Genomic DNA, 12,561 nt, shown 5'->3' with positions numbered 1-12,561 from the left:
TCAAGTAACTCATGTCTGTGACGGTATTTCCTCTGGTTCCCACATTCAATAACCGGGTCCGCGTGTCGGATTAATACCGGAAAGAAAGCGGCTCACCGTGTCACCGGATGCCGCGGAACGCTGACGTCGTAGACCTGCACGGGGTTCTTCGGATCCGCCGGAACCTTCAGCAACGCGGCCAGCACCTTGGCTTTGAGTTCCTTCTCCGAGGCGTTGCCCCACACGATGGTCTGGCCGTCCACCAGCTTGAGCTCCACCGCATCAACGGACTTGGCGGAAGCGTTTGACAACTTCGCCAGGACATCCGCGGGAAGGGCGCCCAGCACCGCCGCGGTGGCCTTGAACAGATCCTGTCCAATGGCACCGGCGCCGCCGTCGATCAGCGGCAGGGATACGGACGCCGGGTCCGCGGTGGTAGCCAGCTGCACGCCGTCCACGTCCACCAACTGGTACCGCTCCCCCTGCTTGACCAGGGCCACGGGCACCCGCTCGTGCACGGTCACGGCAAGCCCGGAGGGCGGCCTGGCCTCGGCAGACACGGATTTGACCTGGACCAGTGGCTCGAGGAGCCGGCTGACGTCGTCGTCGCCGATCTGCGGCAGGGGCTTCCCCTGCAGCGGTTCGAGCGCCGCCTGAACCTGGGCAGGCGTCAGCAGTGACGTGCCGGACACGGTAATGGTGCGCAGCGCCAGCACCGGCGAGTACACGGCACCGGCCAGGAGGGCCGCCACCAGCGCACACACAGTGCACACCACCAGAAGCAACCTCCGCCTGCGCCGCCTTCCCCTGGGTTCCGGGAAGGCGAGGACGTTGGCGTCCGGGCCGGAATCAGCTGCGGGCGCTTTCCTGCTGCCTGTCCCGCTGGTGCGGGCAGCGGCCTTCTCCGCCGTCTGGACCGGTACGTTCCGCGACGCCGAGATCACCTCGTCCGCATCCGGGGAGCCTGCGGCATCCGTTTGGCTCCGCCCGCCGGCTGCCGGGCCTTTACGGCCCGTCGGGGTGTAGGTGGGACGGCGCGTGCTAGCCACGCAGGGCCTCCACGATACGCGGACCGTATCCGGTCACGTCGCCGGCGCCGGCGGTCAGAACGATGTCGCCGTCCGCGGCCGCGTCCGCGACGGCGGCCACGGCGTCTTCTGCGCTCACCAGGCGTCCCCGGCCAGCCATATGGTCGGCAATGAGCTTGCTGGTGACGCCGGGGATGGGGTCCTCACGGGCAGGGTAGATGTCCAGGACCAGCGCGGTATCCGCCAGGTCCAGAGCCTCAGCGAACTCGCGGGCAAATTCCCGGGTGCGGGAGAACAGGTGCGGCTGGAACAGCACGTGCACCTTGTGATCCCCCGCGACCGAGCGCGCCGCGGTCAGGGCAGCGCGGACCTCGGTGGGATGGTGGGCATAGTCGTCGAACACCCGCACGCCGCGGGCTTCGCCCTTCAGTTCGAACCGGCGGGACGCGCCGGAGAAGGAGGCCAGGGCTGACGCGGCAGCGCCGGGTGCAACCCCGAGTTCAAGCGCGACGGCGAACGCGGCCGCCGCGTTCAGCGCATTGTGCCGGCCGGGCACCTGCAGCGCGAGGTCGAACCGCCCTTCCGCGGTGGAGACCGCAACGCTGCCGGGGCCGTCGTCGTGAAGCTTCAGGTCGGCGTCGTCGGCGGTGCCATACAGCAGGACGCGGGTGTTGCCCGCCTGGCGGGTGCGCTCGGCCAGTGCCCGGGCGCCGGGGTCGTCGGCACAGGCCACAAGGAGTCCGTCGGCGGGCAGCAGGGCGGCGAACTTATCGAAGGACTCGTACACGGCTTCGGCTGTGCCGTAGTGGTCCAGGTGGTCGGCTTCGACGTTGGTCACCACGGCGACCTGCGGCAGGTAGTTCAGGAACGAACCATCCGATTCGTCGGCTTCCGCCACAAAGATCCCTGACGTGCCGTGCGCGGCATTAACCCCCAGGGAAGGGACGTTGGCTCCGATGGCAAAAGATGGGTCCAGGCCGGCGCCCTGGAGCAGAACCGTGACCATGGACGTGGTGGTGGACTTGCCGTGGGTACCGGCAATGGTCACCACCGTGTCCTCCCCCATCGTGGCCGCCAGCGCTTCGGACCGGTGCAGCACGGGCAGCCCGGCCTGCCGGGCCGCGGCCAGCTCTGGATTGTCCGCCCTGATCGCCGACCCCGCCACGACGGTCTGGGCATCGCCCAGGTTGCCGGCCCCGTAACCGACGGCGATCCTGGCACCCTTTTCGGCGAGGTCGCGCATGACAGGAAGGTCCTTGGCATCGGATCCGCTGACGGGGACGCCGCGCGCCACCATGATCCTGGCCACGGCGGACATGCCGACTCCGCCCACCCCGATGAAGTGGACCCGGCCCAGGGATGCCAGAGAGCCCTGGGATTCGCTCCCGGAAAGGTCATGGTTGCTCATGCGGACACCGCTTCCAGGATGAGGGCAGCCATCCGCCGGTCGGCGTCACGGACACCCAGCCGGTAAGAGTTGGCTTCCATGGTGGCCAGCCGTGCCTTGTCGGTGACCAGCGGGACGAGCTCCTTGGCCAGCCATTCGTCGGTGAAGTCGCGGTCCTGGACCAGCAGGGCGCCGCCGGCGGCCACCAGGCCCGCGGCGTTCAGGGCCTGTTCCCCGTTCCCGATCGGCAATGGCACCAGGACGGACGGCACGCCAACAGCGGCCACCTCGCAGACGGTCGCAGCGCCGGAGCGGGCCAGCAGCACGTCTGCCGCAGAGTAGACGAGTTCCATCCCGTCCACGTATTCCACCTGGCGGTAGCCCGGCGCGGCCAGCGGCTGGCCGGCTCCGTCCAGGACCGACTTGCCGCGCCCGGTGAGGTGCAGGGTTTGGATCCCCGCGGCAGCAAGCTGCCCCACGGACGCTGCGATGGTGCGGTTGATGCTTTGGGCACCGGAGGATCCGCCTGTGACGATGAGGGTGGGCAGCTGGGGATCAAGTCCGAGGGCCTCCCGGGCGGCGGTCCGCGCGGCGTTCCGGTCCAGGCCCGATATTTCTGTCCGCATGGGCATGCCGACATGCATCGCGTGCCGCAGGGGCGTCCCTTCGAAGGCTACGGCCACCCGCGAGGTCATCCGTGCGCCCACCCTGTTGGCGAGCCCGGGGCGGGCGTTCGCCTCGTGGATGACGATGGGGATCCGGCGCTTCCGGGCCGCGAGGTACATCGGCGTGCACACGTATCCGCCCACACCCACCAGCACGTCGGCGTCAGCCCGATCCAGGATGTCGCCGGCCTGGCGGACTGCGCCGGCGAGCCTGGCAGGAAGCCGCAACAGGTCGGCCGACGGTTTGCGCGGAAACGGGACCCGGTCGATCGTCGCCAGTTCAACCCCTGCTGCCGGGACGAGGCGGGTTTCCATCCCGGACGGTGTGCCCACGGCGAGGATAGCGGCCTCCGGTGAAGCGGTCTTCACGGCCGCGGCGATGGCAAGGAGGGGACTGATATGGCCGGCTGTGCCGCCGCCGGCCAGGACGATGGAAGGGTTCTTCGGGTTCATGGGATCAGGCACGCTTTCTTGCAGTCTTCTTGTTCCGGGGGGCTTTCTCCCGCCCCGTGGCCTTGAACTTCAGCATCCGTTTGGGACGGATGGCAGGCGCCATCTGTTCCCTGGCCAGGGAAAGCACCACGCCAATGGCGCAGAGGGACATCAGCAGCGCGGAGCCGCCGTAGGAGATGAAGGGAAGGGGTACGCCGATCACGGGCATAAGGCCGGTCACCACGGACATGTTCACGGTGGCCTGGCCCAGGAGCCACACCATGATGGTGCCCGCCAGGACGCGGTGGAAGGTGTCTTCCTGGGCCACCACCACGCGGTAGATGGCCGCGCCGAGGATCGCGAAAAGGATAAGTACGACGACGGTGCCCACCAGGCCCAGTTCCTCGCCGATGATGGCGAAGATGAAGTCGTTGTGGGCTTCGGGGATCCAGCTGTACTTCTGCCGGCTTTGTCCCAGCCCCACGCCGAACCAGCCGCCCGAAGCCAGCCCGTAGAGACCGTTGGTGGCCTGGTAGTTGGCGTCGATGCCGTCGGCGCAGGATTCGCCCGTCCACCAGGAGGTGATGCGGCACATGCGGTTGGAGCTGGTGATGGCCATGACTGCCGCGCCGGCGGCGCCCAGCAGCCCCGCGATGCCGAAGAAGTAAAGGGGTACGCCCGCGAAGAACAGCGCCGCGGCGGCGATCATCATGATGATCATGGCAGTGCCGAGGTCGTTGCCGATCAGCACCAGGCCGATCACGATGACGGCCACCGGGATGGCCGGGACAAAGACGTGCTGCCAGCGCCGCAGCAGTTTGGCCTTCATGGCCAGCACTGTGGCCATCCAGAGTGCCAGGGCGAGCTTTGAAGCCTCGGACGGCTGGAAGGTGATGCCCCCGAGGTCGATCCAGTTCTTGTTGCCGTTGACTTCCGCGCCCACCACCTGCACCAGGGCCAGCAGGACCATGGCGGCCATGATTGCGGGCCAGGCGAGGCGCTTGAGCCAGACCACGTTGATCCGGGACAGGACGAACATGGTGAAGATGCCGATGCCCGCGAACATGCCCTGCTTCAGGGCGTCACCATAGGGAGATTTTCCTGCGGCAATGGACTCGACGCTGGAGGCCGACAGGACCATCATGATCCCGATCGCCGTCAGCGCCAGGGTGGAGCCGAGGATGAGGTAATACGTGGAACCGTTACGGGACGTTCCGTTGCCCTCAAGGGCTGACCAGAAACTGCGGTATGCCTTCCTGAGCCGGACCGTAACAGGTGCCGGGCGCTGCGCCTTCGTAGCTGTGGAGCCGGTGCCGGCCGGACGGCCTGGTCGCCCGGCTGGTTGCCGGCGCGTGGGCGTGCTGACCATTTTTACTCCTCGCCGGTCTTGGCCTGCCCTTCCACCAGCCCGCGGACAGCTTCGATGAATGTGTTGCCGCGGTGTGCGTAGGAAGAGAACTGATCCATGGATGCAGCTGCCGGAGCCATCAGCACAGTGTCGCCGGAGCCGGCCAGCTGGGCTGCTGTTGCAACGGCCAGGGACATGACCTGTTCCCCGGCAAGGGGGGAACTGGTACCGGTGGCACCTTCCGTTGCAGCAGTCTGCACCTCTTCAGTGTCACCCGGCGCCGCCGCTATCACGGGGACATCCGGCGCGTGTCGCTGGAGGGCACCGGCAAGCTCGGAGGAGTCGGTTCCGATCAGCACCACGGCCTTGAGGCGGTGGGCCTGCTCGCGGACCAGGTCGTCGTAGGTAACGCCCTTGGAGAGGCCGCCGGCAATCCAGACGACGTTGGTGAAAGCCGCCAGTGAGGCTGCGGCAGCGTGGGGGTTGGTGGCTTTGGAATCGTTAACCCACAGCACGCCTTCGTGGCGGGCTACCGGCTGGATGCGGTGGTCGCCGGGAACGTAGTCCCGGATCCCCTGGCGGACAGCCGCGGCGTCGACCCCGTACGCGCGGACCAGTCCCGCGGCGGCAAGCGCGTTGGCCACCATATGCCGGGGAGCGATCGGACCGAGGTCGGTCATGGCCGCGAGTTCCGCGGCGCTGTCCCGCCGCTCTTCGATGAAGGCGCGGTCCACCAGGAGGCCCTCCACGACGCCCAGCATGCTGACCGCGGGAGTGACGGTGGTGAACCCGATGGCGCGGCACCCTTCCACGACGTCGGCGTTCTCCACCATGCGTTCGGTTTCGAACTGCTCGGCGTTGTAGATGCACGCCTTTTGGGTCTGCTCGTAGACCTTGGCCTTGTCCGCCAGGTAGGAATCGTAGGAGCCGTGCCAGTCCACGTGGTCTTCGGCAACGTTGAGGCACACACTGGCCAGCGGCGACAGGGATTCCGCCCAGTGCAGCTGGAAGCTGGAGAGTTCGACGGCGAAGACATCGTATTCGACGGGCTCCCGGATGGCGTCCAGGATGGGCTTGCCCACGTTGCCCACCGCGATGGCCTTCAGCCCTGCGGCCCGCAGCATGGATTCGGTGAGCCCCACGGTGGTTGTCTTGCCGTTGGTGCCGGTGATGGCGAGCCAGTCGGCGGTCTTGCGTCCCTCGCGCTGGCGGACCCGCCAGGCAAGTTCGACGTCGCCCCAGACCGGGATGTGTGCCCGGGCCGCTGCTGCCAGCAGGGCCTGGTCCGGACGCCACCCCGGCGAGGTGACGATCAGTTCCGGCAGTTCACCGTCGATCCGCGGAAGGCGGGTAACAGCTTCTTCGCCGAGAAGGACATCGGCGGCGCCGACGATTTTCAGGGTGTCTGCCGAGGCTTTGGCGGTGTCGCTGGTGGCGGCGTCGACCACCACTACCCGGGCGCCCAGTTCGATCAGGGTGTCCGCGGCGGCAAAGCCGGAGACACCGATGCCGGTGACTGCCACGCGCAGCCCGGACCAGTCAGAGTCCCAGGTGACGAGGTTTTCCAGGCGGGGGGAAACGGTCACAGCAGCACAACCCATTCAGCGTAGAAGATACCCAGCCCGACGGCGACGAAGAGGCCGCCGAGGATCCAGAACCTGACCACCACCGTGACTTCGGCCCAGCCCTTGAGTTCGAAGTGGTGCTGCAGGGGAGCCATCTTGAAGACCCGTTTACCGCCGGTGGCCTTGAAGTAGCCCACCTGGATGATGACGGAGAGGGTGATGAGGACGAAGAGACCGCCAATGATGCCCAGCAGCAGTTCGGTGCGCGAGAGGATCGCAAACCCGGCGATGGCACCACCGATCGCCAGGGAACCGGTATCGCCCATGAAAATCTTGGCCGGAGAAGTGTTCCACCACAGGAAGCCCACCAGGGCTGCGCTCATGATGGCCGCCAGCAGGGCGAGGTCCAGGGGGTCCCGGACGGAGTAGCAGCCGCTGCCCGCTTCCCGCGGCGAACCGCAGGCCTGGTTGCTCTGCCAGATACCCATCAGGGTGTAGGCGCCGAAGACCATGACGGAGGCGCCGGCCGCCAGCCCGTCCAGGCCGTCGGTGAGGTTGACGCCGTTGGTGGCGGCCGTGACGATCAGGTTGGACCAGACCACGAAGAGGATCGCCCCGAGCACGGTCCCGCCGAAGGCGAGGTCGAGCCACGGCAGGTCACGGACCAGCGAGATCTTGGTGGAGGCGGGCGCAAGCCCGGATTCGTCCGGGAAGTTCAGTGCCAGTACGGCGAAGATGACGCCGACGGCGGCCTGCAGGATCAGTTTGGCCTTGGCGTCCAGGCCCAGGCTTCGCTGCCGCGAGATTTTGATGAAGTCGTCGAGGAACCCGACGAGGCCCATGCCCACCATGAGGAACAGCAGGATCAGGGCGGAGGCGGACGGCCCCGGGGAATCCGGGTTCATCAGGAACATGATGAGGTGTGTGAGCCCGTAACTCAGCAGCACGGCGGCCACCACCACGGTGCCGCCCATGGTGGGCGTTCCGCGCTTGGTGTGGTGGGACGTGGGTCCGTCATCGCGGATGAACTGGCCGTAGCCGCGGCGGACCAGCAGCCTGATGAACAGCGGGGTTCCGACGAGGGCGCAGAGCAGGGCCAGCCCGGCGCCGATCAAAAGTGCAATCACAGCTGTGTGCTCCTTTCATCGGCGTTCAGGGGGGTTTGTGGGGGTAATGCTATCCGATCGCCCAGATGGCGCAGGCCCACGCTGTTGGAGGACTTGAAGAGGACCAAATCGCCCGGCTGGAGCTCGGCACTGAGGAGTTCGTAGGCCTCGTCAGGGGTTTCGGCGAACAGGCATTCGTCACCCCAGGAGCCTTCCTGGACGGCTGAGACATAAAGGGCCCGCGCTTCCCGGCCCACCACCACCAGCCTGGAGATGTTGAGCCGGACCACCTGGGTGCCCACCGCGGTGTGCTCCCGGATGGAGTCGTCGCCGAGTTCAAGCATGGCCCCAAGCACCGCCCAGGTCCGCCTGCCGCGCCCAAGATCGGCGAGCGTGCGCAAAGCTGCCCGCATGGATTCCGGGTTGGCGTTGTAAGCATCGTTAATCACCGTGACGCCGTCCGCACGTTCGGTGCGTTCCATCCGCCAGCGGCTTGCCGCGCTTTGGCTGCTCAGGCCGGTGGCGATGTCTGCGCCGGACATGCCGGCGGCGAACGCCGCAGCCGCCGCGGCAAGCAGGTTGCCGGTATGGTGTGCCCCAATGAGCTTGCTGGCCACGTGGTGCGTGCCGTCTCCGCCGGGCAACTGGAGGTCGAATTCCGGGTTGCCTTGTTCGTTGGTGTCCGCGCCGAGGGCCCGCACGGCGGCTCCGTCGCGTCCTTCGGCGCTGAAGCCGAGCACGGTGGCCGTGGTGCGGCTGCGCATGGCGGCCACCCTGTCGTCATCGAGGTTGATGATCGCGGTCCCGCCGCCGGAGAGGCCTTCAACCATCTCCCCCTTGGCGAGGGCGATGTTCGCCACTCCCCCGAATTCGCCGGCGTGGGCGGTTCCGACCGCGAGAACAACTCCGATGTCCGGCTTCACCATGTCGGCGAGGTACCGGATGTGGCCGATTCCGGTTGCCCCCATTTCGATCACGAGATAGCGCGTGCCCTCGTCCGCCTGGAAGACGGTCAGAGGAACGCCCACCTCGCCGTTGTAGGAGCCTTTCGGCGCCACCGTTGTTCCCTGGGAGGCGAACAGCCCCGCCAGCAGGTCTTTTGTGGTGGTCTTGCCGGCTGAACCTGTGATGCCGACGACGGTGAGCTCCTGGCCGGCTGCGGCGCGGGCGGCACGGATGCGCCGTACGGCCTCCGCGGCCAATGCGCCCATGGCGAGGACGGCGTCATCCACCAGTACCGATGGGTAGCAACCGCCGTCAGGCCTGGCAGCCGGGCGCTCCACGAGCGCCAGGACGGCACCGGATTCGAACGCTGCGGCGATGAAGTCGTGCCCGTCAGCGTGTTCTCCGGGCTTGGCCACGTACAGTGAACCCGGTGTGGCTTCGCGGGAGTCCGTAACTACCGATGCAGGCGTGATTCCCGGATTGGCGTCCAGGCGCCCCTTGGTGATGTCGGCAATTTCGGCCGCAGTAAAAGCAATCATCTCGGTCTAGGACTCTATCCGGTCGTCTTGGAGAACGTTGAATCCCCTGGCTGTCAAGGCGCTGCGCAGTTCCACGCGGTCGTCAAGGGCCAGGTTGACGCCTTTGACTTCCTGCCAAACTTCATGGCCGCGGCCGGCCACAAGGATGCTGTCCAACGGGCCTGCGAGCTCTACTGCACGTCGGATGGCCTCATCCCGGGGGAAGACCTCCAGAATCTCGCAGGGCAGCTGTTCGCTGCTCCGAGCGTCTTCTGCACCCGCCAGGACATCGGCGCGGATGGCGGCTGCGTCCTCATCGTGGGGGTCGTCGTCAGTGATGATGACAACGTCCGCCAGGCGTGCAGCCACAGCGCCCATGGCGGGGCGTTTGCCTTGGTCGCGCTGGCCGGTGGCACCGAAGACAACGATCAGCCGGGAGCCCGGAGATGGCGGGCGGACGGCTTCGAGGGCACGGGCCAGCGCATCGGTGTTGTGGGCGAAATCGACGACGGCGGCGGGCTGCTCGGCGACGAGTTGCATGCGTCCGGGGACGGCAACGGTGAATGGGTCGGCCGTGTCCAGGGCGTCCTGGAGCACAGCGGTGTCCACCCCGCCGGTGAGGACCATGACCGCCGCCAGGGCGGCGTTGGCGACGTTGAAGCTGCCGGGCAGTCCCGTGTGAAGGCGCAGTTCTGCGCCGTCGGGACCGTTGAGGGTGAAAGCGGCGCCGAGGCCCCGGGGTTCGATGGCTGCCACGGCCCAGTCCGCGCCTGCCCGCCCGTCCGTGCTGAGCGTAGTGACCGGGATGCCGGCGGTGGCGGCCAGGCGGCGGCCCCACTCGTCGTCGACCGTCACTACTGCCCTGCGGGCGCGCGCCGGCGTGAAGAGGTCGGCCTTGGTAGCGAAGTAGTCATCCATGGTGCCGTGCAGGTCCAGGTGGTCCTGCGTCAGGTTGGTGAATCCGGCCACGTCGAACAGCACGCCGTCCACGCGCTGGTACGAGATGGCGTGCGAGGAAACCTCCATGGCTGCCGCGCCCAGTCCCCGTTCGCGCATGAGTGCCAGCAGCCCGTGCACTTCAGTGGACTCGGGGGTGGTCAGCAGGCTTGGAATGGGCTCCGTGCCGGCGAGGATCTCGATGGTCCCGATCAGGCCGGACCGGGTGCCGAGGGCGCGCAGCAGGGAGTTGATGAAGTACGTGGTGGTGGTCTTGCCGTTGGTGCCGGTCACGCCGAACAGCGTGAAGTCCTCGTCGGTGCCATCGGTGCTGCCGTAGATGGCCGCGGACAGCGGGCCCACCACGTTGCGGGGTTTGTCCACCACGAGGACCGGCACCGGGATGTCGTTGCCCAGCGCCAGCAGGCGCGCGCCGGCGTCGTCGGTCAGGACGGCTACCGCCCCGGCCTCCACGGCCTGTGCCACGAAGTCCGCGCCGTGGCGGGACGCGCCGGGGAGGGCTGCGTACAGGTCGCCGGCCTCGACGGCTCGGGAGTTCAGGGTGATTCCCGTGACCGTGACGTCTGCTGCATGTCCGGGAACTGCGACGCCCACGGCGGCGCCGATGCTCTCCAGACGGACCGGTTCGACGGCAGTGGGCCGGAACCTGGCTTTGCTGGCAGGAGCGGCCGGAAGGGCGCTGCTGTGGGACGGCGTGAACTCTGACAAGGAATCTCCGATGGTGCTAGTGGACCGTGCCCGGCTGTGGCCACAGCGGGCGCTGCTGCAGCGTGGTGGCGCCGGGGTGCTACTTGGCGAACTGGGGCAGCCTGGCCGGTTCGCCGGTGGACGGCTGGACGTTGTAGGTCCGCAGTGCCTGGCTCATGACCGACCGGAAGACCGGCCCGTTGGTAATCCCGTAGATGCTGCCCTTGGGCCGCTGGAGTACCACCTCAACAATAAACCGCGGATCATCCATCGGCGCCATGCCCACCATGGAGGCGGTGTAGCCGCAGAAACCGGACTTGCCGTCGTCGCAGGGCGATTCCGAGGTGCCGGTCTTGGCACCCACCCGGTAGCCGTCGATGGAGGCATCCTTGATCTGGCCCTCGGTAACGGCGCTTTCCAGGATGTCCTGGACCTGCTGGGCGGTGCTGTCAGAGACAACCTGGGTAGGGGGTGCCGCAGGGACCTTCTCCTCGGTTCCATCGGCGGAAACATACGAGTCGATCAGGCGCGGCTGGAGCATCACCCCGTTGTTGGCCACTGACTGGAATGCCCGCACGGTCTGGAGGGTGGATTGGGACACGCCCTGCCCGAAGAGAACGGTGAATTCCTGCCGTCCGTCCCATTGGTCTGCGGGGGTCAGGATTCCGGAGGCGGTAGCGGGGAGCCCGATGTCCGGTGCCTGGCCAATGCCGAACTTCTGCAACCAGTCGTGGCGCTGTTCCTTGCTCAGGGCCTGGCCGGCCATCACTGTGCCCGTGTTCATGGAGTAGCCCAGGATGCCCGCAAGGGTGCGCTTCTCGGTGCCGTGCGAGAAGGAATCGGTAAAAGTCTGGCCGTTGACCGTATATGAGGGGGGCAGCGTGTATTCGCTGAGCGGGTTGGCTTTGCCTTCCTCGATCAGGGCCGCTGCGGTCAGCATCTTCTCCACGGAACCCGGCTCGTAGGCTGCGGTAACCGCCCGGACGCCGCGGTCCTTGGCGGCCACCAGGCCCGGGTTGTTCGGATCCGGGGAGTTGGTGTCCGCCATGGCCACCAGGTTGCCGGTCTTGACGTCCATCACAATGATGACGCCCCATTCGGCGCTGAGCTTGTCCGCCTGGCTTTGGATGGCCTGCTGCGCAAAGTACTGGAGGTCGGAGTTGATGGTGAGCTTGACGTTCTTGCCGTCTTGCGGTGCGGTCAGCTCGTCCACGCCCACCGGGATCCGGAGGCCGTCCGCCCCGATTTCGAACAGGCGCTTTCCATCCGTCCCCTTCAGGAGGTCGTCCTGCGTCTGTTCGATGCCGGCCTGTCCGCTGCCGCCCTCCTGCAGGAAGCCGATGATGCCGCCTGCTACGGAGCCGTTGGGGTAGACACGCTTGCTGACGCCTTCGGTCACGATGCCGGGCACCTGGAGTTTTGAAATGCGGTCCTCGACGTCCGGTTTCACGTCCTTGGCCACGATGTAGTAGCGCGATTCACCGGTGACTGCTTTGACGATGGCGTCCTTGTCCATGCCCAGGACCGCTGCCAGCTCGGTGAGGCCCTGGTCGCGGCTGACTTCGACGAGCTTTTCCTTGCCGTCGACATTATCCAGGCGCCGGTAGGACTCGGTCTTTGTATTGAGCTGCTGGTCCACCACCACGTTGTAGCGGATCACACTGTTGGCCAGGACCGTGCCGTTGGCGTCCAGGATGCTGCCGCGTTCCGCAGGCAGGACCGTTTCTGTCATCCGCTTGTTGAGGGCAGCTTCAGCCATGCCACCGACGTCCAGGCCCTGGACCAGGAACAGCTTTCCGCCAACCACCAGCAGGAGGGAGAGCATGATGCCCAGGCCCAGGCGCAACCGTTTGGTGGGGTTGGGCGCTTTGCCGTTCACTGCCTTACCGGTCCTCTGCGCCACTGATCTTCCTTGCTGTTCGTCCCTCGTGCCTGCCAGTCCCG

At 67.1% G+C, this 12,561-nt stretch carries 9 protein-coding genes; all 9 read right to left on the bottom strand.

Going from position 1 to position 12,561, the window contains the following annotated elements; genetic code table 11:
* Positions 1–92: 92 nt before the first annotated feature.
* The 9 genes from ACP3TD_RS08660 to ACP3TD_RS08620 all read right to left on the bottom strand — a co-directional run bounded on the left by ACP3TD_RS08660 (position 93) and on the right by ACP3TD_RS08620 (position 12,520).
* Positions 93–1,028, bottom strand: a complete 936-nt coding sequence (locus tag ACP3TD_RS08660; RefSeq protein WP_426766800.1) for a cell division protein FtsQ/DivIB — start codon at positions 1,026–1,028, stop codon at positions 93–95.
* Positions 1,021–2,415 carry a UDP-N-acetylmuramate--L-alanine ligase gene (gene murC, locus ACP3TD_RS08655; RefSeq protein WP_426766798.1) on the bottom strand — a complete coding sequence of 465 codons (1,395 nt, stop codon included), beginning with the start codon at positions 2,413–2,415 and terminating at the stop codon, positions 1,021–1,023. The genes ACP3TD_RS08660 and murC overlap by 8 nt, the downstream gene beginning before the upstream one ends.
* Positions 2,412–3,512: an undecaprenyldiphospho-muramoylpentapeptide beta-N-acetylglucosaminyltransferase gene (gene murG, locus ACP3TD_RS08650; protein WP_426767174.1), complete on the bottom strand. Its 1,101-nt coding sequence runs from the start codon at positions 3,510–3,512 to the stop codon at positions 2,412–2,414. The genes murC and murG overlap by 4 nt, the downstream gene beginning before the upstream one ends.
* Positions 3,513–3,516: 4 nt before the next feature.
* Positions 3,517–4,860: a putative lipid II flippase FtsW gene (ftsW, locus tag ACP3TD_RS08645; RefSeq protein ID WP_426766797.1), complete on the bottom strand. Its 1,344-nt coding sequence runs from the start codon at positions 4,858–4,860 to the stop codon at positions 3,517–3,519.
* 2 nt (positions 4,861–4,862) lie between these two features.
* On the bottom strand, positions 4,863–6,440 hold the full coding sequence (gene murD, locus ACP3TD_RS08640) for a UDP-N-acetylmuramoyl-L-alanine--D-glutamate ligase (RefSeq protein ID WP_426766795.1): 1,578 nt from the start codon (positions 6,438–6,440) through the stop codon (positions 4,863–4,865).
* Positions 6,422–7,531 (bottom strand): phospho-N-acetylmuramoyl-pentapeptide-transferase, encoded by a 1,110-nt coding sequence (gene mraY, locus ACP3TD_RS08635; protein ID WP_056077552.1) that lies wholly within the window; start codon positions 7,529–7,531, stop codon positions 6,422–6,424. The genes murD and mraY overlap by 19 nt, the downstream gene beginning before the upstream one ends.
* A complete protein-coding gene (locus ACP3TD_RS08630) occupies positions 7,528–8,994 on the bottom strand; it encodes a UDP-N-acetylmuramoyl-tripeptide--D-alanyl-D-alanine ligase (protein WP_426766793.1) in 1,467 nt (488 codons plus the stop codon). Before ACP3TD_RS08630 ends, mraY begins: the two co-directional genes overlap by 4 nt.
* Positions 8,995–9,000: 6 nt before the next feature.
* Positions 9,001–10,638 carry a UDP-N-acetylmuramoyl-L-alanyl-D-glutamate--2,6-diaminopimelate ligase gene (locus tag ACP3TD_RS08625; protein WP_426766792.1) on the bottom strand — a complete coding sequence of 546 codons (1,638 nt, stop codon included), beginning with the start codon at positions 10,636–10,638 and terminating at the stop codon, positions 9,001–9,003.
* A gap of 79 nt (positions 10,639–10,717) precedes the next feature.
* A complete protein-coding gene (locus ACP3TD_RS08620) occupies positions 10,718–12,520 on the bottom strand; it encodes a peptidoglycan D,D-transpeptidase FtsI family protein (RefSeq protein ID WP_426766790.1) in 1,803 nt (600 codons plus the stop codon).
* Positions 12,521–12,561 lie beyond the last annotated feature (41 nt).

Source organism: Pseudarthrobacter sp. 1G09 (assembly GCF_050038305.1).
Lineage (GTDB): Bacteria > Actinomycetota > Actinomycetes > Actinomycetales > Micrococcaceae > Arthrobacter > Arthrobacter equi.
Note: the sequence above shows the minus strand (reverse complement) of the source record. Positions and strands in the feature narration are given on the sequence as shown.

Bases quoted from the DNA above. Each gene is read 5' to 3' on its own strand.
- murC (WP_426766798.1), bottom strand. From the start codon at position 2,415: ATGAGCAACCATGACCTTTCCGGGAGCGAATCCCAGGGCTCTCTGGCA.
- murG (WP_426767174.1), bottom strand. From the start codon at position 3,512: ATGAACCCGAAGAACCCTTCCATCGTCCTGGCCGGCGGCGGCACAGCC.
- ftsW (WP_426766797.1), bottom strand. From the start codon at position 4,860: ATGGTCAGCACGCCCACGCGCCGGCAACCAGCCGGGCGACCAGGCCGT.
- murD (WP_426766795.1), bottom strand. From the start codon at position 6,440: ATGGGTTGTGCTGCTGTGACCGTTTCCCCCCGCCTGGAAAACCTCGTC.
- ACP3TD_RS08630 (WP_426766793.1), bottom strand. From the start codon at position 8,994: ATGATTGCTTTTACTGCGGCCGAAATTGCCGACATCACCAAGGGGCGC.